This is a genomic window from Thiospirochaeta perfilievii (genome assembly GCF_008329945.1).
Lineage (GTDB): Bacteria > Spirochaetota > Spirochaetia > DSM-2461 > DSM-2461 > Thiospirochaeta > Thiospirochaeta perfilievii.
In genome coordinates, this window is the sequence record NZ_CP035807.1 from 2,353,779 (window position 1) to 2,370,987 (window position 17,209).

Below are 17,209 nucleotides of genomic sequence, written 5' to 3' on the forward strand. Positions count from 1 at the left end.
GATTTAAATGATGACAGTTGATCAAATAATTTTAGAGCCGGTTATTACTGAGAAATCTATTAACTTACGTGAAAATGCAAAAAAACAGTATACTTTTAAAGTAAATGTTAAAGCAAACAAATTACAGATCAAAAGAGCTGTAAGTAAGTTATTTTCAGTAACTGCTACTGATTGTAATATTGTGAATGTGAAGAGAAAACAGAAGGCAAACCTTCCTGTTTCTAGAGCCAGCTATAAACGTGGTCATGGTTTTACTGCAGCTTGGAAAAAAGCTATAGTAACTCTTGCTGATGGTGAGAGAATTGACATGTTTGAAGGCGCATAGAGCGAAGGTTTAGGAGGAATTCTGTGGGAATAAAAACTTATAATCCTAGAACACCGTCTCAACGATATAGACAGAGTTTAACAACTGAAGGTTTATCAAAAGAAAGACCTTTAAAAGCTTTATCTAAAGGGACTTCCAGCAAAGCCGGTAGAGGTGCAGGTGGAAGAATCAGTGTTAGAAGACGTGGTGGTGGACATAAAAAGAAGTTAAGAGCAATTGATTTTAAACGAAATAAATTTGGTGTACCAGGAAGTGTTAAAGCTATCGAATACGATCCAAATAGAAGTGCAAATCTTGCTTTAATTTATTATGCTGATGGTGAAAAACGATATATTATCGCACCTAAAGGCTTAGAAGTAGGCGCAACTATAGTAAGTGGAAATGATGCACCAATTGCTATTGGTAACGCACTACCATTAGAGCTTATACCTGTTGGTAGAACAATACATAATATTGAACTACAGCTTGGTAAAGGAGCTCAATTAGTAAGATCTGCAGGTGCTGGAGCACAACTTGCTGCAAAAGAAGGGGATTACGTAACAGTAAAACTACCTTCAGGTGAAATGAGACTAGTTTTCAAAAAATGTATGGCTACATTAGGTGAAGTTGGTAACTCTGATCACATGAACATCAAGTTAGGTAAAGCTGGTAGATCCAGATGGCTAGGGAAAAGACCAAAAGTTAGGGGTGTTGTAATGAACCCTGTTGATCACCCGCATGGTGGTGGTGAAGGTAAAACTTCTGGTGGTAGACATCCTGTTTCTCCTTGGGGACAGCCTACGAAAGGTTTCAAAACAAGAAAGAAACATAACAAAACTGACAAATTTATTGTCAAACGAAGAAAATAGGAGTAAAGCGTGTCAAGATCAATTAAAAAGGGTCCATTTGTCGCTAAAAGCCTTTATAAGAAAGTTGAAGCTGCTAAAGCTGGCGATAAAAAGATGATCAAGACTTTTTCTAGAACATCGACTATTGTACCTGATATGGTTGGATTAACTGTATCTGTATACAATGGTAAAACTTGGGTTCCTGTGTATGTAACTGAGAATCTTGTTGGACATAAATTCGGTGAATTCGCTCCTACAAGAATGTACAGAGGTCACGCTGGATCTGACAAGAAGTCTAAGAAATAGGTTGGGTATAAATGGAAGCAAAAAAAGGTTATAGCGCCAAAGCTAAAGGTTTACCAATGTCTCCTTTTAAGATACGACCTGTTGCTGATTTAGTAAGAGGTAAATCTTATGTTGAATCAGTTGCAGTATTAGAAGCTTTGCCAAATAAAAGTGCTAAGCTTTTAAGAAAAGTACTTCAATCTGCTGGTGCAAACGCAATGTTTCAAAACAGCCAGTTAGATGAAGAGATGTTGTATGTAAAAGAGCTACTTGTTGATGCAGGACCAAGTCAAAAAAGAATCTGGCCAAGATCAAGAGGTAGAGCAGATAGATTAATTAAGAGATCCGCTCACATCTTAGTTGTGTTGGATGAAAAAAAGTTGCAGGGGAATAAGTAGATGGGACAAAAAGTACATCCTTACGGACTAAGACTTGGAATCAATAAAACATGGAAATCGAAGTGGTATGTTGATCCTAAAGATTATGCAAACACTTTACATGAAGATTTACAGATCAGACATGCTGTATTAAATAGTGCAGAGGGTAAAAGTGCTGATATTTCAGATGTTGAAATAATCAGACAACCTCAAAGAGTTACTATTATGGTACATACAGCAAGACCTGGTGTGATAATTGGTTCTAAAGGTGCTAATATTGAAAAACTGGGTAAAGATCTTCAGAAATTTACATCTCAAAAAATCAACATTAAGATTAAAGAGATTAAAAAACCTGAAGTTGATGCTCAGATAATTGCACTAAATGTTGCAAAACAATTAAAAGGTAGAGCTGCATTTAGACGTGTTTTAAAAATGGCTATGCAAAATGCTATGAGAGCCGGCGCTCAGGGAATCAAGATTAAGATTTCTGGTCGTTTAGGTGGAGCAGAAATGGCAAGAGCACAACTGGTTAAAGAAGGTAGAACTCCGCTACATACTTTAAGAGCTAATATCGATTACGGATTCTCTAGAGCAGAAACAACTTATGGTGCCATTGGTGTTAAAGTTTGGGTGTTCAACGGTGAAGTATATGGTAATGAGCAAAAAGATGACGCTGGACTTCTAGTTAAGAAACAGCGGGAAAGCCGACCTTCAAGGAGCAATTAACGTGTTAAGTCCAAAACGAGTTAAACATAGAAAGGTACATAGAGGTAGAGCAATTCCTAAAGGTTCTGCTACAAAAGGAAATAAAATTTCTTTTGGTGAAATCGGTTTAGTATCAACTGAGAACGAGTGGATAACTAGTCGTCAGATTGAAGCTGCCAGAATTGCATCTACAAGATTTTGTAAAAGAGAAGGAAAAGTATTCATCAGAATTTTCCCTCATATTCCTTATACAAAAAAACCTGCAGAAACTAGACAGGGTAAAGGTAAGGGATCTGTAGAGAAATGGGTTGCAGCTGTTAAAAATGGGACTGTAATGTTCGAAATTGGTGGTGTCGATTTAGGTGTCGCTAGAAGAGCATTAGAGCTTGCAGCAGGTAAACTTCCTGTTAAGTGCAAGATTGTTGAGAGAAGGAATCTGGGGTAGGATATGAAAAAGAATACTAACCTTACTTTAGAAGAGTGTCTTGCTAAGAAAGATGAGCTTAAAAAAGAGTTACAGGATTTAAGATTTAATATGGTTTTAGGTCATGTTGAAAATCCAGTTGCAAAGAGAAATATCAGAAGAGATATTGCTCGAATGAACACTGTGATTCGTGAAATTGAACTAAGTATCAGAAAGGCTTAGGAGATAGACTGTGGAAAATAAATCAAATAAAAAGCTTTTTACAGGAATCGTAGAAAGTAATAAGATGGAAAAAACAATTGTTGTTCGAGTAACAACTAAGGTTTTACATCCACTTTATAAGAAATACGTTACTAGTAGTAAGAAATATATGGCTCACGATGAAAATAGTGAAGCAAATATTGGCGATACTGTAAGAATTATTGAGTCTAGACCAATGAGTAAAAGAAAAAAATGGGCTATGACTGAAATCGTTGAAAAAGCGAAATAGGGGTAATTTATGATTCAAATGCAAACTTACCTTAATGTCGCTGATAACAGCGGTGGAAAAAAGGTAATGTGTATTAAGGTATTAGGTGGTTCTCATAGAATGACTGCCACTGTTGGTGATATCATCGTTGTAGCTGTAAAAGAGGCTTTACCAAACTCCGGAATTAAAAAGGGAGAGGTTAAGAAAGCTGTTATTGTTAGAACACACAAAGAGATTAGAAGAAAAGATGGTTCTTATATCAGATTTGATGATAATGCTTGTGTTATTCTTGATGATAAATTAGAGCCTGTTGGTAAGCGTATTTTTGGACCTGTTGCTAGGGAGCTTAGAGAAGTTGGTCAAATGAAGATCGTTTCTTTAGCACCTGAGGTACTGTAGGGGGACTTATGGCTGTAAAATATAAGATTAAGAAAGGTGACTTAGTACAAATTATTGCTGGAAAAGATTTTAATAAAAAAAATCCTAAAACTGGTAAGGTATTAAAAGTTAACCAAGAAAAAGGCCGAGTAATTGTAGAGGGTATTAACATTGTTAAGAAAACTGTAAAAGGTAACCCTCAGACTGGTGAAAAAGGTTCAATTGTTGAGGTTGAAGCAGCTTTAGATATTTCTAATGTTAAAGTTGTTTGTCCTAAGTGTGGACCAGTACGAGTTGGAATCAAAATTGATGCTAACGAAAAAACTCGTGTTTGTAAGAAGTGTGGGGAAAAACTGTAATGGGATACGTACCTAAATTAAAAGCTGAATACAAAAACAGTATTGCAGATGCAATGAATAAGGAATTTGGTTACAAATCAGTAATGCAAATTCCTAAGCTTGAAAAAATTGTTGTAAGTGCTGGTGTTGGTGAAGCAATAAATAATAAAAAGCTTTTAGATGCAATGGTTGAAGAGATGACTTTAATCACTGGTCAAAAACCAGTTAAAACTGCTGCAAGAAAATCTATTGCTGGATTTAAACTAAGAGAAGGACAGTTAATTGGTGCTAAAGTAACTCTACGTGGTGATAGAATGTATGAGTTTATGGAGAGACTAATTTCTGTAGCTATTCCTCGAGAGAAAGACTTTAAAGGTGTTAACGATAAAGCTTTTGACGGTAATGGAAACTACTCATTAGGTATTAAGGAACAGATTATCTTTCCTGAAATAGAATACGATAAGATCGAAAAAGTTAGTGGTATGAATATTGCTTTTGTTACATCTGCAAAGAGTAACGAAGAAGCAAAATCATTATTAACTAAGTTCGGTATGCCTTTCAAGAAATAGGAGATTGTTAGATGGCTAAAAAATCTATGATTGTAAAAGCTCAGAGAACTCCTAAGTTCAAAACACGTGGATACAATAGATGTAGAGTGTGTGGAAGACCTAGAGGGTACATGAGAAAGTTTCAAATGTGCAGAATTTGTTTTAGAGTGTTAGCTAGCGAAGGTATGATTCCTGGTATAACTAAGGCTAGTTGGTAGGAGTATATAATGAGTGTTTCAGATCCAGTAGCGGATATGCTAACTATAATTAGAAATGCCAGCTCAGCTGAGTTCGAAAAAGTAGATATTCGAACTTCTAAGCTTAAGCTGGAGATTATTAAGATATTAAAGAATGAAGGTTACATTAAGAACTTCAAAAAAGTTTCAATTGATGATAAACCGTCTATTCGAGTATTCTTAAAATATGATGATAAAAACCAACCTGTTATTAATGGTATTAAAAGTGTTTCAACACCTGGTAGACGAGTTTACTCAGGTTACAAAGACATGCCAAGGGTTCTTAACGGTTTTGGAACTGTAATTGTTTCTTCATCTAACGGTGTTATTACTGGTAAAAAAGCAGTACAACAAAACGTTGGTGGTGAGATAATCTGTAAAGTTTGGTAGGGGGAGTTAGAGATGTCTAGAATTGGTAGAAAACCTGTAGCTGTTCCTAAGGGTGTAGTTGTAACGGCTAAAGATGACTTATTGACAGTAAAAGGTCCAAAAGGAGAGTTAACTCAAACTTTCGCTCCTGCTAATGGAAATATTATTTTCAACATCAGCGACAATGAAATTGTTGTTGATAGAAAAAATGAATCCAAGCCAACAAAGTCTTTTCACGGACTTTACAGAAACCTTTTAAACAATATGATTATCGGTGTATCAGAAGGTTTTAAGAAAACTCTTGAAATCAATGGTGTTGGTTATAGAGCTGAGATTAAAGATAAAAGTGTTATCTTTAGTTTAGGTTATTCAACTTTAATTGAATATGTGATTCCTGAGGGTGTAACAATTGATCTTCCTAAGAATACAATTGTAGAAGTTTCTGGAATTGATAAAGCTGTTGTAGGTCAAGCTGCAGCAGAAATTAGAAGTCTTAGACCACCTGAGCCATATAAAGGTAAAGGTATTAAGTACTCTGATGAACATATTCAACGTAAAGTTGGTAAGACTGGTGTTAAGTAGGTAACGGGTCATGAAAAGAGTAATAGAAAAGAACAAACGAAGAGTTCAAAGAAAAAATCATATTCGTAAGACTTTAAGTGGTACTGCATTAAAACCTAGATTAACTGTATTTAGAAGTAATAAAAATATTAGTTTACAGGTTATTGATGATGTTGCTGGTCATACTTTAGTTTCTGCTACTACATTAGAAGCAGAGCTAAAGGGAACTAAGTCAAATATTGCTGGTGGAACTAAGATTGGTCAAGTAATTGGCCAAAGACTTAAAGAAGCTAACATAGATACTATAGTATTCGATAGAAATGGTTATAAATATCACGGTGTGGTTAAAGCAATAGCTGAAGCTGCGAGAGAGACCGGAATTAAGTTCTAAAAGGAGATTCTTGTGAGAAGAGATTCAAAACGAAATGTTGAAAAAGAATTTACCGAAAAGCTAATTCGGTTAAATCGAGTATCTAAAGTTGTAAAGGGTGGTCGAAGATTTTCTTTCTCTGCACTTATGGTAATAGGAGATGGTAAAGGTCGAGTTGGTTACGGTTTTGGTAAAGCAAACGACGTTACGGAAGCTATTAGAAAAAGTGTTGCTGATGCAAAGAAAAACTTAATAACTATTCCTTTAAAAGGTGATACAATTCCTCATCAGATTTTAGGAGAATTCAAAAGTGCATCAGTACTATTGAAGCCTGCTACTCCTGGTACAGGAATTATTGCTGGTGGACCGGTTAGAGCTGTGATGGAGTGTGCAGGTATTAAAGACGTACTTGCTAAATCTTTAGGTTCTAAAAACACAATGAATATTGAAAAAGCAGTATTCGATGGACTTTCAAATCTTTTAAATGCAAAAGAAGTTGCTGACGCAAGAGGAAAGTCTATTAACGAGTTGTGGGGTTAAAATGGCTAAGAAGATACGAGTTAAGCTTGTTAGAAGTACTATCGGTAGAAAACCAAATCAGGTAAAGACCGTAAAAGCTCTGGGTTTAAGAAAATTAAATTCTGTAGTTGAAAAAGATGTAAACCCTGCTATACTAGGTATGGTTAATACGGTTTCACATCTTGTAGAGGTTGAGGAGATCAGCTGATATGAGTGATTTTAACTTAAAAGCACCAAAAGGTGCCAATAAAAATAAAAAGATGCTTGGTAGAGGACGTGGTACTGGACTAGGAAAAACTTCCGGTCGTGGTAACAATGGTCAAAACTCTAGAAGTGGTGGTGGAACTAAATTAGGTTTCGAGGGTGGTCAAATGCCACTATTTAGAAGAATCGCATCAAGAGGTTTTTCTAACCATCCTTTTAAAACAGAGTATCAAGCTGTTAATTTAGATCAGCTTGAAGATAGATTTAACGATGGAGACAAAGTTAATCTTGAAACTCTTGTGGCAAATGGTCTAATAAAGAGATCAGAGAAACTTGTTAAGATTCTCGCAGCTGGTGAAATTACTAAGAAATTAGAAATTGAATCAGTAAAAGTTTCTGCTAGTGCTAAAGAGAAAATCGAAAAAGCTGGCGGAAAGGTTTTATAAAAACTATTTGAACAGGAATGATTATGGCTGGAAATCCACTAGTTGACATGTTCAGAGTAAAGGATCTTCGAAAGAGGATCCTATATACTCTTGGAATATTGTTAGTTTACAGACTTGGTTCTGTACTTCCGATCCCTGGGATCGATGTGCACGCATTAAAAAATTACTTTGAGCAACAAGCTAATACTGGTACAAGTTTAGGCTTAGTTGAGTATTTAAACTTCTTTGCAGGTGGAGCTTTTAAACAGAGTTCTATCTTTATGTTAGGTGTAATGCCTTACATTACAATGTCTATTGTTATGCAATTATTATTAATTGTATTTCCTTCTTTGAAGAAGATTCAAGAAGAAGAGGGCGGAAGAAAAAAGATAACTAAAATTACTCGGTACGGTACTGTTGCACTATGTTTAGTTCAAGGTTTTGCTTCAATAACATGGATTAAAAGTATTGATGTTATTAATAGATCTTTCTCAACAGGAATGTTTTATGTTGTTGCGTTAATTACAATAACTACCGGAACAATGTTTGTACTATGGATGGGTGAGCAAATTACACAAAAAGGTGTAGGTAATGGTGTTTCGCTTATTATCTTCTCAGGAATTGTATCTAAAATGCCTAATGCATTTTCTTTACTAATTGATGAGGTAAGATCAGGAAACTTAAATCCAATATTTATCCTTATAACAGTAATGTTATTTGTAGTAGTTATTATAGCTGTTATTTATGAGCAACAAGGACAGAGAAGAATTCCTATTAACTATGCAAAGAGAGCAGGTGCTAATACCTATATCCCTTTCAAAGTTAATCCATCGGGAGTTATTCCTGTAATTTTTGCTTCTTCAATTACAGCAATTATTCCACAATTAGCTAAAATGTTAGGTAATAAAAGTGCAGGTTGGGCAAAGTTCGCTGAGATTTTTGCACCTCACTCATTTCCTTATTTAATAGTATTAACACTATTAATTGTATTTTTTGCATATTTTTATACGCAGGTTACTGTTAACCCCCTTGAAATTGCTAAAAATATAAGAGAGAATGGTGGTTCAATACCTGGTATTAGATCAGAACACATGGAGTCCCATTTGACTAGGATCCTCAACAGAATCCTACTTCCTGGTTCTCTTTTTCTGGCACTAATTGCATTAATACCATCGTTGATTATTATTTTGTTCCAATTCCCGCAACAAGTAGCGTATCTAATGGGAGGAACTTCATTATTAATTATGGTAGGTGTTGATCTTGATACAATGAGTCAAATTGAAGGTCATTTAAAAATGCACCATCATGATGGACTTGTAAAAAAAGGTAAGCTTCGATCAAGCAAACTTTAGAGGGACGAATGAAATGAAAGTTAGAGTTAGTGTAAAGCCAATGTGTGATAAATGTAAAATTATCAAACGACATGGTGTTGTTAGGGTTATTTGCAGTGCAAGCCCTAAACATAAACAGAGACAAGGGTAGGAGGAAGAATGGCTCGTATAGCTGGTATAGATTTACCTAATAAACATTTATCTATTGCTCTTACATATATTTACGGAATTGGACGAACTACAGCAACACAAATTTGTGACAAAGCTGGTTTAGCTCATGATGTAAGAACAGCAGACCTTACTCAAGATGATTTAGGTAAGATTAAAGATATTATTGAGAATGAATATACTGTTGAAGGTAGATTAAGATCTGAAGTATCATTAAATATTAAAAGATTAATGGATATTGGATGTTACAGAGGTCTTCGACATAGAAGAAAACTTCCTGTTCGTGGTCAGAGAACTAAGACTAATGCTCGAACTCGAAAGGGTAAAGCTAAAACAGTTGCTCGAAAGAAAAAGTAGTAGCGGAGGATATTTAGTTGGCTAAGGTTAAGAAAAGAAAAGATAAAAAAACGGTATTTGAAGGAAAAGTGTTTGTACAAGCAACCTTCAATAATACTATAGTTACTGTAACAGACTTAAAAGGTAATGCTCTTTCATGGAGTAGTGCTGGATCTTTAGGTTTTAAAGGTGCTAAAAAATCAACTCCATTTGCTGCTCAAACAACTGCAGAAACAGCTGTTAATAAAGCTTTGGATATGGGTTTAAAAGAAGTGCACGTTTATGTTAAAGGTCCTGGTGTAGGTAGAGAGTCTGCTATTAGATCTTTAGGTGCACTTGGTTTAAGAGTTAAAACAATTACTGATATTACTCCAATACCTCACAATGGTTGTAGACCAAGAAAGAGTCGGAGAGTGTAATGTTAAAAGTACTGCTAATATGCAGTACTTTTTTAACGCATGCGCGCATGTGTTGAAGACTGTAGCACAGTTTATTCTAAAGAAGGAGAATGTATGGCTAGAAAATCTTTACTTAAAGGTTTAAAGAAACCAAAAGGTATATCATTTGAACATTCAGAGACAACTCCTAATTACGGAAAGTTTGCAGCTTATCCGTTTGAAAGGGGATATGGTGCAACTCTTGGTAATACTTTAAGAAGGGTTCTTCTTTCCTCAATACAGGGGCATGCGGTTACATCAGTACGTATAACCAGTTTTGATAATGAAGGAACATCTAAAGTTATTGCTAGTGAGTTTGAATCAATTCCACATGTTGTAGAAGAGACTCCAATTTTTTTAGCAAACTTAAAAAGATTGCAACTGTCCCTTCCTGAGGATGTAGAACAACTAACAATTTTAGTTGAATACTCTGGAGAGGGTCAATTAACTGGAGCAAATCTTGAAAAGGATGGAATTGAAGTTTTTAATAAAGATTTAGTTCTTTGTAACACAATGCCTGATGCAAACTTTGAAATTGAAGTTCAAGTAGAGTTAGGTAGGGGTTATGTTCCTTCTGAGTTAAATGAAAAGTATATAGATGTTGTTGGAACAATCCCTATGGATTCAGACTTTTCACCAATAAGAAAAGTTCAATATAACATTGAGAATACAAGAGTTGGTGATAGATCGGATTTTGATAAATTAGTATTTGAGTTATGGACTGATGGTTCTATTAAACCAGAAGACGCTATAGCTGAAGCTGCTAAGATTATTAAAGATCAGTTTACTGTATTTATTAATTTTGATGAAAATTGTATTGAAGGTGAAGAAGAGAGAGATGAAGAACAGGAGAAAATTAACGAATTGTTAGCTACTCCAGTTGAAGAACTTGAACTTTCAGTTAGATCAAGCAATTGTCTAAAAAATGCACAAATTAAAACAATTGGTGAATTAACTACTAAAACTGAAGATGAGATTGCAAAAACAAGAAACTTTGGTAAAAAGTCTCTTTTAGAAATTAAAGATAAGCTTAAGGATTGGAATTTATCACTAGGTATGACTGACTATAGTGTACTAAAAAATACGATTAAGCTTGAAAAGAATAAGGAAGATTAGTTATGCACAATAGAGTAGGATTTAAAAGACTTGGAAGAAAAGCAAGTCACAGAAAAGCTCTACATAGAAATATGGTGACTTCATTATTTAAGCACGAGAGAATTACTACAACAAAAGCTAAAGCTGGTGAAATAAAAAGAACAGCTGAAAAACTTATTACTCGAGCAAAAGTTGATTCTGTTCATAACAGAAGAATGGTTGCTAAAGTTATGTGGGATAAAGCAATTTTAAACAAATTATTTGTTGAAATCGCACCATTATTCTCGGAAAGACCTGGTGGTTATACAAGAACATTAAAGCTTGGACAACGACAGGGTGATGCTGCCGAAATGGTAATACTTGAGCTTGTTGAAAAAACAGCTGATAAAAGTGATAAATAATTAAGATTATTAGTTTTTTTGACGATTATAGAAGGAGATACATATGTATCTCCTTTTTTTATATCTTTTTTGGAGTACAATTTATAAAGTGAAGTCAACAACTAAAATACTTACAAGTTTAACTATCTCCATAATATTATTTACAGGTTTTATTTATTTTTCATTTTCTAAAGGGTTTAACTATATAGAAACAAATTTTTATAGCAAAAAAATTAGTAGAGAAGTATCTGAGAACTTAGAGAATTCACTTTCCTTATTAGATAAACTACATAAAAAAAGTATTGAGAAATTTAATAATGTATTAAAAGATGATAGCGTACTAAACATCTTTAGTTCCGAATACACAGATAATGAAATAATCTCTAGAGATAAGTTATTTAAAGAGTTAGATAGGAATATTCTTGGTTATGATTCTATTCGTATTATATCCCTTGATGGTAAAAGAATACAGTTTAGTACTATCCCTTCGGATATACGTTCACAGAGTGATCAAAAACGTAACTACTTAAATGTTAACCAGGTTGAAGATGATGACTTTTTTTCTAGTGTTAAACTTAATAATGAAGATAGTAAAATAATATATAACGAAGATACTAATCAATTTATATACGTACTCCCATTTGTCGATAAATATGACGTTCTTAAGGGGTTTTCCCTCTTTTATGTAAGTATTAGTGGTTTTAGATATATGCTTAGCCAGGAAGGGTTTATTTCATCAACAGAAGAAGCTTTTATAGTTGACGCTGGTGGTGTCTTGTTTAACTTAACTAGGAATCAATTTAATATAGTTAAAAACGAGGTAAATAATTTTTGGTCTAAAGAAGTACCTTTAAAAGAGGTTTATATAAGTCAAAATGAGTCACAAGAATCATATATCCTATTTACTGAAACACTTGGTGGCATTGGTTCCGTGGGACGTATAGTTCCCTCTGATGATCTGAAATTAACAACTTATATGAAGGCTCTTCTTTTTCTAACTCTTTTTCTTGTTCTTGTTTTTGTCAACTTCTTAATATTGAATGTACGGCAAGATAAAGAGATCATACTACAAAATAGAATTAAACGTTTTCAAATAAAGTTCTTGCATGACTATATAGAAAATAAAAGTGAATTAGATTGGAACCATTGGCAAGATGAAATTAAGTCTAGAAAAAAACAAGTACATGATGAATTAATAAAAAATCTTGGTGATTACTCTTTTAAACATAAGGATGAGGTTGATAGGCTTATTGACTCTGGTTGGAATGATATTATTGATGTAATTACTTCAAAGATTCCTAAACCTATTAAAGATGAAACAGTTAAAATTAATGCTGAACAGATAGAAGAAATACTTGAGAGAGTTTTGGCTAAGGGTGTTAAAGTAAAGGGTTTTGAAAAAGGTCTTACTGTTCCTTCAGTTAAAGTAGATAAGTCCTCCACTATGAAAAAGATTGATTCAGAAGATAACTTCTCTGATATGAAGCCAATTGATGTCGAAGAAGTTGATGAGCTTGACAACATTGAAGAGTTAGACGAATTAGAAGAGTTAGACGAAGTTGATGATTTTGACAACAGTGAAGACTTCTCTGATATGAAACCAATTGATGTCGAAGAAGTTGATGATTTTGACAACAGTGAAGACTTCTCCGATATGAAACCAATTGAGGTTGAAGAATTAGAAGACAATGTGCATACATCTGAAGAGTTAGACGAGTTAGACGAAGTTGAAGAGTTAGACGAAGTTGAAGAGTTAGACGAAGTTGAAGAGTTAGGCGAAGTTGAAGAGTTAGACGAAGTTGAAGAGTTAGATGAAGTTGAAGAGTTAGATGAAGTTGAAGAGTTAGACGAGTTAGACGAGTTAGACGAGTTAGACGAGTTAGATGAGTTAGATGACAATGTGCATACATCTGAAGAGTTAGACGAATTAGAAGAAGTTAGTGATATATACATGTTTGATTCACCTGAAGAGAGTAATAAAAGAATACTTGATACTATAGAGATGGAAGAAGAAGGGGAAGATGTAAAAATAATTGACCTTGAACCATATATAAGCCTTATTGAAAATAAAGCAGATATAGTAAAAAACGAAAGTATATCAAACTTGAATGAAACTGATTATGATCAGAACTCAATTGTGACAATTAGCGATATTGATTTTGACCTTTCCTTAGGTGAGGATGAGTTAGAAGAGACTCCTGAGTTGGAGTCTTATGGAAGTTATGGTTATAACTTTGATCAATACTTAGAACAATTTCCATCTTCCAGTTCACAACTCTTTAAAGGGATATTAAAAATTACCCGTGACTTTAATACCCATGCTGCAGCCATCATTAGGGAGCATGAAATAGTTGTAAACTTAGCTGTAAATGAAGAAATAATAGACTTAATTATTAAAGAGATGAATGAGGGTGTTCTTAAGAGGCATATTGGAGATACAAAGGCTGTTGTTATCAAAAATATTGATAAAAAACCATATTCTGATATATTTAATACTAGGGATAATTTTAACGAGGCTGTAATAATACCTATAAAATATAAAAATTTAAATTCAAATTTAATTTTATTTTATCCTGAAATGAATAATGATATAATTAATGTATTCGAATCATTAAATAAAAAATAGAAGGAAAAGTATGATTTATCACTTAATTAACAAAGAAAAATGGAATAAAGTAAAATCAAAGGTTTATTATAGACCAAAATCTGTGGATAGAGAGGGGTATATTCATTGTTCATATGATGATCAACTACTAAAAGTTGCTGAATCCTTTCATCGTGGGGAAGAGGGTCTACTTGTTCTTTGTATAAATGAACAGTTCTTAGGTGATATGCTAAGAAGTGAAGATCTATTTAATTTAAATGAAAAATATCCCCATGTATACGGTGAGCTTCCAATTAAATCTATAGAGAAAGTTGTTCCTTTAGAGGTAAATGAAAGTGGTGACTTTATCAAACCTAACTTAGAATCTATATCTACTCTTGTTGTAGAGCAGGGAGAATGGACTTAATAGGCCTACTTAATATAAGTATAATTAATATTGATAGTAGAATATATTGAACTACACCGCCATATTTTGTATAAAATGTGGTTTTATCATTATAGACAGGGACGTCGTATGTAAGTTCTCCCTTTGTTAGAACTGGGATTGAAACTAAAATTTTACCATTAGGGTCTATAACACAAGAGTATCCTCCTGTTCCAACCCTAATAAATGATCTTCTGTTCTCTATGCTTCTAAAAAGAGCTGCAGATAGATGTTGTTTGCTACAAGCTTCTTCAGAACTCCAAGCATCATTTGTCATATTTACTATTAGGTCTCCACCAGAAGAAATCCCTTTCCTTACTTGATACCCAAAGGTATCTTCGTAACAAATAAGTGGAGTAAGGTTGTATTGGTTCACATTAAAGTTGTTAACTTCTTCCCCTGGTGTTAGATCCTTTCCTCCTATACTCTTTATGTAGCTGTGTAGCCACGGGAGTAGATTAGGGAATGGAAACCTTTCGGTAAATGGTACTAAGACATTCTTTCTATATTTTTCAGTTTTTTCATTAGGAGAGTAGTTGTATGCACTATTATAAAATACCTGTTCACCCTCTTCTAAACCTATTGTTTCATTAGCTCCGAAGATAAAATCTGTATTGTAGTCACTTATATACTTCTCTAGTCTTTCCACAAGGTTAAATCTAAACATATTCTTTTTATGTTTTTTATGCCACTCTAAGGCTGGAACAAAAGCAGTTTCAGACCAGATTATTAATTCCGGTTCTAAATCTCTACTTCTATTACTTAGGTTTATTAACTCATCTAGGGTTTCTTTATAGACTTGGTTGCTACCAGTTGCCCAACTATCGATATTATGTTGAACTAATGATGTTCTAATTGTATCTGATTTTGAATAATCTACTCTGTTTATTAAAGTGTAAATTATAGAAGATGATAGAATTAAAAAGTAGATTATTATATTTAATTTTAACTCTCTACTACTTATACTATTCTTTCCTCTAATAATTAAAAAAGAAATAAAGACCCCAGGATAGATTATAAGTAATGAGAGTACATATACTCCTGTTATATCACTTATTCCAGTAAAAATATGTGTTTTGTACATGGAATGAGCTATTGTTCCATAGGTATAGCCAATTATATTCTCACCCTTAAATATTTCAAAAGCAAGCCATGAAAGGGTTAGGGGAATATATGTAAATCTTTTAAAATTATTGTATATAAACTTTAATAGTAGAAAAAGTAATAGATAGTAGCTACCTATTATTGTTGGTAATACAGAGAAAGAGACCGGATCAAAGGATTTCAGCCAATAATTAAATAGTAAATAGGAGCCAGATCCGTATGTAAAACCATATAGTACGGACTCTTTGTAATTAATCCGACCTACAAGAACATATAGTGGTATAGGAACTAAAAATGAGAGAAAAGCTAAACCATCCGAATTGAAATATCCAGGAAAAGAGAGAGCAAATAATAAAATGCCAACTACAGTTAAAACTAAAAACCTAGATGTTTTTTAATTAGATGTCTCATTTTACCTTAAATTTCCTGATTAATGATAAAATTAGGGCTATGAATAATCCTATGTATCCTAAATTATCCATAAACTTACCAAACTTGGTATAAAAGGTAATATGTCCATTATAAATTGGAACATCATAGGTTAATTCATCTTTTACAAATAGAGGTAGTGAAGCCACTATTTTACCATTTGGATCGATTACACCTGTAAATCCAGAAGTCCCTGATCGGACTAAACTTCTTCTTGTCTCTATACTTCGCATAACTGCGGCAGAAAGGTGCTGTAGTGGAGTTGCACTATACTGTGTCCATGCATCGTTAGTTATATTCACCAATAGATTACTACCTTTTAGTACACCTTCTCTAGGTAGGTCTGGAAATGCATCCTCATAACATATAAGAACTGTAGCTTTTACTCCATTTAAGTCAAACAGTGTTTGTTTCTCTCCTGGTGTTATCTGCGTAGCTCCTAATTTATTAACATACTCAAATAACCATGGAAATTTATCTGGATATGGGAATTGTTCTGTAAATGGAACTAGGTTAATCTTTCTGTATTTATCAACAATTTTATCCTTTTTAAATAGATAAGCGCTATTATAGTTTTTGTCCCTATCTATATTAAAAGATTCATTATTACCAATAATATAAAGTGCATTTGTTGTACTTAAATATCTCTCCATTCTAGTAATAAGATCATATCTTTCTCTTTCATTCGCAGGCCGATATTTTTTGTGCCACTCTATTGCAGGAACAAAGGCTGTCTCTGGCCAGATAATTACCTCTGACTCTTGTTCTTCTCCTTCTATACTTAGAGCTTCTAAGTGGTCATAAGCTTGAATATATAGGGATGGATTGGAAGTTGATAGCCAGCAGTTTAGGTTGTGCTGAACAAGAGTTACTCTTAAAGTTTCTGATTTAGAATAATCAATCTTACTTAATTGGGTATAAATGATTGAAAAACACATTATTCCAATATAAATAGCTCCTGGAATAACCCAATCTTTTTTATTAACACTCTCTCGTTTTGAAAATAAAAAAGCGAATAGTAGTCCTGGGAAAACTATTAATAGTGACAAAGCATAACTTCCTACAATGTCAGCAACTCCAGTAAATAGGTGTGTTTTATACATGGTTTGAGAAAGAACTCCATAGGAAAACCCTACTACATTGGTACTTTTAAAAACCTCGTAACTAAACCAAGCAAAAAGTATTGGTATATAACCATGTTTCGGGAACCTTTTATATAGGAATTTAATTAATGGGAAGAGTAGAAGAAAATAGAATCCATGTATCCCTGGGGCAACAGCATATGCTGCTGGGTCAAAATCTTTAAACCAGAAATTAAATACTTGATATTTAAGTAGACCAAATATAAAACCATATATAAAAGCCTCTAAGTAGTTTAGTCTAAAGATAACCAAAAACATTGGTATAAGAGCTATAAAACTTAAAAAGGCTACCCCATACATATTGAAATAGCCTGGAAAAGATAAAGAAAATAGTAATATAGATAATGATAACAATAAAACTATCACTAAATGTTTTTTAATAAAAGAAATCATAATCA

Annotated in this window: 27 protein-coding genes and 1 pseudogene; 26 read left to right on the forward strand and 2 right to left on the reverse strand. The window is 33.5% G+C overall.

The genetic code is table 11. The features are described 5' to 3' along the window. Positions 1 to 10 precede the first annotated feature (10 nt). The 26 genes and pseudogenes from rplW to EW093_RS10825 all read left to right on the forward strand — a co-directional run bounded on the left by rplW (position 11) and on the right by EW093_RS10825 (position 14,118). Entirely contained in the window at positions 11 to 325 is a 315-nt protein-coding gene (gene rplW, locus EW093_RS10700) for a 50S ribosomal protein L23 (RefSeq protein ID WP_149568399.1), read from the forward strand. A gap of 23 nt (positions 326 to 348) precedes the next feature. Continuing rightward, the gene (gene rplB / locus EW093_RS10705) at positions 349 to 1,173 is read left to right on the forward strand and encodes a 50S ribosomal protein L2 (protein ID WP_149568400.1); all 825 of its coding nucleotides are present in this window, start codon (positions 349 to 351) and stop codon (positions 1,171 to 1,173) included. 9 nt (positions 1,174 to 1,182) lie between these two features. Next, positions 1,183 to 1,458 carry a 30S ribosomal protein S19 gene (gene rpsS, locus EW093_RS10710; RefSeq protein WP_149568401.1) on the forward strand — a complete coding sequence of 92 codons (276 nt, stop codon included), beginning with the start codon at positions 1,183 to 1,185 and terminating at the stop codon, positions 1,456 to 1,458. An 11-nt stretch (positions 1,459 to 1,469) separates the two neighbouring features. Continuing rightward, a complete protein-coding gene (rplV, locus tag EW093_RS10715) occupies positions 1,470 to 1,835 on the forward strand; it encodes a 50S ribosomal protein L22 (protein ID WP_149568402.1) in 366 nt (121 codons plus the stop codon). Then, positions 1,836 to 2,540 (forward strand): 30S ribosomal protein S3, encoded by a 705-nt coding sequence (rpsC, locus tag EW093_RS10720; protein ID WP_149568403.1) that lies wholly within the window; start codon positions 1,836 to 1,838, stop codon positions 2,538 to 2,540. It begins immediately after the preceding gene. 1 nt (position 2,541) lies between these two features. Then, a complete protein-coding gene (rplP, locus tag EW093_RS10725; RefSeq protein ID WP_149568404.1) occupies positions 2,542 to 2,964 on the forward strand; it encodes a 50S ribosomal protein L16 in 423 nt (140 codons plus the stop codon). A 3-nt stretch (positions 2,965 to 2,967) separates the two neighbouring features. Continuing rightward, positions 2,968 to 3,165 carry a 50S ribosomal protein L29 gene (rpmC, locus tag EW093_RS10730; protein WP_149568405.1) on the forward strand — a complete coding sequence of 66 codons (198 nt, stop codon included), beginning with the start codon at positions 2,968 to 2,970 and terminating at the stop codon, positions 3,163 to 3,165. Positions 3,166 to 3,175: 10 nt separating this feature from the next. Continuing rightward, complete coding sequence (gene rpsQ / locus EW093_RS10735; protein WP_149568406.1) at positions 3,176 to 3,433, forward strand: 30S ribosomal protein S17; 258 nt, start codon at positions 3,176 to 3,178, stop codon at positions 3,431 to 3,433. A gap of 9 nt (positions 3,434 to 3,442) precedes the next feature. Next, on the forward strand, positions 3,443 to 3,811 hold the full coding sequence (gene rplN / locus EW093_RS10740) for a 50S ribosomal protein L14 (protein ID WP_149568407.1): 369 nt from the start codon (positions 3,443 to 3,445) through the stop codon (positions 3,809 to 3,811). Between the two features lie 8 nt (positions 3,812 to 3,819). After that, positions 3,820 to 4,149, forward strand: a complete 330-nt coding sequence (gene rplX, locus EW093_RS10745) for a 50S ribosomal protein L24 (protein WP_149568408.1) — start codon at positions 3,820 to 3,822, stop codon at positions 4,147 to 4,149. Next, complete coding sequence (rplE, locus tag EW093_RS10750) at positions 4,149 to 4,697, forward strand: 50S ribosomal protein L5 (RefSeq protein ID WP_149568409.1); 549 nt, start codon at positions 4,149 to 4,151, stop codon at positions 4,695 to 4,697. The genes rplX and rplE overlap by 1 nt, the downstream gene beginning before the upstream one ends. An 11-nt stretch (positions 4,698 to 4,708) precedes the next feature. Further along, positions 4,709 to 4,894, forward strand: a complete 186-nt coding sequence (locus EW093_RS10755; protein WP_149568410.1) for a type Z 30S ribosomal protein S14 — start codon at positions 4,709 to 4,711, stop codon at positions 4,892 to 4,894. Between the two features lie 9 nt (positions 4,895 to 4,903). Beyond that, the gene (gene rpsH / locus EW093_RS10760; RefSeq protein WP_149568411.1) at positions 4,904 to 5,302 is read left to right on the forward strand and encodes a 30S ribosomal protein S8; all 399 of its coding nucleotides are present in this window, start codon (positions 4,904 to 4,906) and stop codon (positions 5,300 to 5,302) included. A 12-nt stretch (positions 5,303 to 5,314) separates the two neighbouring features. Then, complete coding sequence (gene rplF / locus EW093_RS10765) at positions 5,315 to 5,863, forward strand: 50S ribosomal protein L6 (protein ID WP_149568412.1); 549 nt, start codon at positions 5,315 to 5,317, stop codon at positions 5,861 to 5,863. A 10-nt stretch (positions 5,864 to 5,873) separates the two neighbouring features. Continuing rightward, on the forward strand, positions 5,874 to 6,233 hold the full coding sequence (rplR, locus tag EW093_RS10770; protein ID WP_149568413.1) for a 50S ribosomal protein L18: 360 nt from the start codon (positions 5,874 to 5,876) through the stop codon (positions 6,231 to 6,233). A gap of 12 nt (positions 6,234 to 6,245) precedes the next feature. Further along, positions 6,246 to 6,752 (forward strand): 30S ribosomal protein S5, encoded by a 507-nt coding sequence (gene rpsE, locus EW093_RS10775; RefSeq protein ID WP_149568414.1) that lies wholly within the window; start codon positions 6,246 to 6,248, stop codon positions 6,750 to 6,752. 1 nt (position 6,753) lies between these two features. Beyond that, positions 6,754 to 6,939, forward strand: a complete 186-nt coding sequence (gene rpmD, locus EW093_RS10780) for a 50S ribosomal protein L30 (protein ID WP_149568415.1) — start codon at positions 6,754 to 6,756, stop codon at positions 6,937 to 6,939. A gap of 1 nt (position 6,940) precedes the next feature. Further along, positions 6,941 to 7,381, forward strand: coding sequence for a 50S ribosomal protein L15 (gene rplO / locus EW093_RS10785; RefSeq protein WP_149568416.1), 441 nt, complete (start codon positions 6,941 to 6,943; stop codon positions 7,379 to 7,381). Between the two features lie 23 nt (positions 7,382 to 7,404). Continuing rightward, positions 7,405 to 8,712 (forward strand): preprotein translocase subunit SecY, encoded by a 1,308-nt coding sequence (gene secY, locus EW093_RS10790; protein WP_149568417.1) that lies wholly within the window; start codon positions 7,405 to 7,407, stop codon positions 8,710 to 8,712. Positions 8,713 to 8,725: 13 nt separating this feature from the next. After that, on the forward strand, positions 8,726 to 8,842 hold the full coding sequence (rpmJ, locus tag EW093_RS10795) for a 50S ribosomal protein L36 (RefSeq protein ID WP_149568418.1): 117 nt from the start codon (positions 8,726 to 8,728) through the stop codon (positions 8,840 to 8,842). A gap of 8 nt (positions 8,843 to 8,850) precedes the next feature. Next, on the forward strand, positions 8,851 to 9,216 hold the full coding sequence (gene rpsM / locus EW093_RS10800; RefSeq protein WP_149568419.1) for a 30S ribosomal protein S13: 366 nt from the start codon (positions 8,851 to 8,853) through the stop codon (positions 9,214 to 9,216). 17 nt (positions 9,217 to 9,233) lie between these two features. Next, positions 9,234 to 9,614 (forward strand): 30S ribosomal protein S11, encoded by a 381-nt coding sequence (rpsK, locus tag EW093_RS10805; protein ID WP_149568420.1) that lies wholly within the window; start codon positions 9,234 to 9,236, stop codon positions 9,612 to 9,614. 93 nt (positions 9,615 to 9,707) lie between these two features. Continuing rightward, a complete protein-coding gene (locus EW093_RS10810) occupies positions 9,708 to 10,748 on the forward strand; it encodes a DNA-directed RNA polymerase subunit alpha (protein WP_149568421.1) in 1,041 nt (346 codons plus the stop codon). A gap of 2 nt (positions 10,749 to 10,750) precedes the next feature. After that, a pseudogene (gene rplQ, locus EW093_RS10815) lies at positions 10,751 to 11,125 on the forward strand (50S ribosomal protein L17); the annotation flags it as partial. 91 nt (positions 11,126 to 11,216) lie between these two features. After that, positions 11,217 to 13,733, forward strand: a complete 2,517-nt coding sequence (locus EW093_RS10820; protein WP_149568423.1) for a cache domain-containing protein — start codon at positions 11,217 to 11,219, stop codon at positions 13,731 to 13,733. 10 nt (positions 13,734 to 13,743) lie between these two features. Then, positions 13,744 to 14,118, forward strand: a complete 375-nt coding sequence (locus EW093_RS10825) for a DUF952 domain-containing protein (protein WP_149568424.1) — start codon at positions 13,744 to 13,746, stop codon at positions 14,116 to 14,118. On the opposite strand, the gene lnt (EW093_RS10830) is transcribed toward EW093_RS10825, so the two are convergent. Beyond that, the gene (gene lnt, locus EW093_RS10830; protein WP_149568425.1) at positions 14,084 to 15,598 is read right to left on the reverse strand and encodes an apolipoprotein N-acyltransferase; all 1,515 of its coding nucleotides are present in this window, start codon (positions 15,596 to 15,598) and stop codon (positions 14,084 to 14,086) included. The two genes, EW093_RS10825 and lnt (EW093_RS10830), sit on opposite strands and share 35 nt — an antisense overlap. A gap of 49 nt (positions 15,599 to 15,647) precedes the next feature. Next, a complete protein-coding gene (lnt, locus tag EW093_RS10835) occupies positions 15,648 to 17,204 on the reverse strand; it encodes an apolipoprotein N-acyltransferase (protein ID WP_149568426.1) in 1,557 nt (518 codons plus the stop codon). Positions 17,205 to 17,209: the final 5 nt, after the last annotated feature.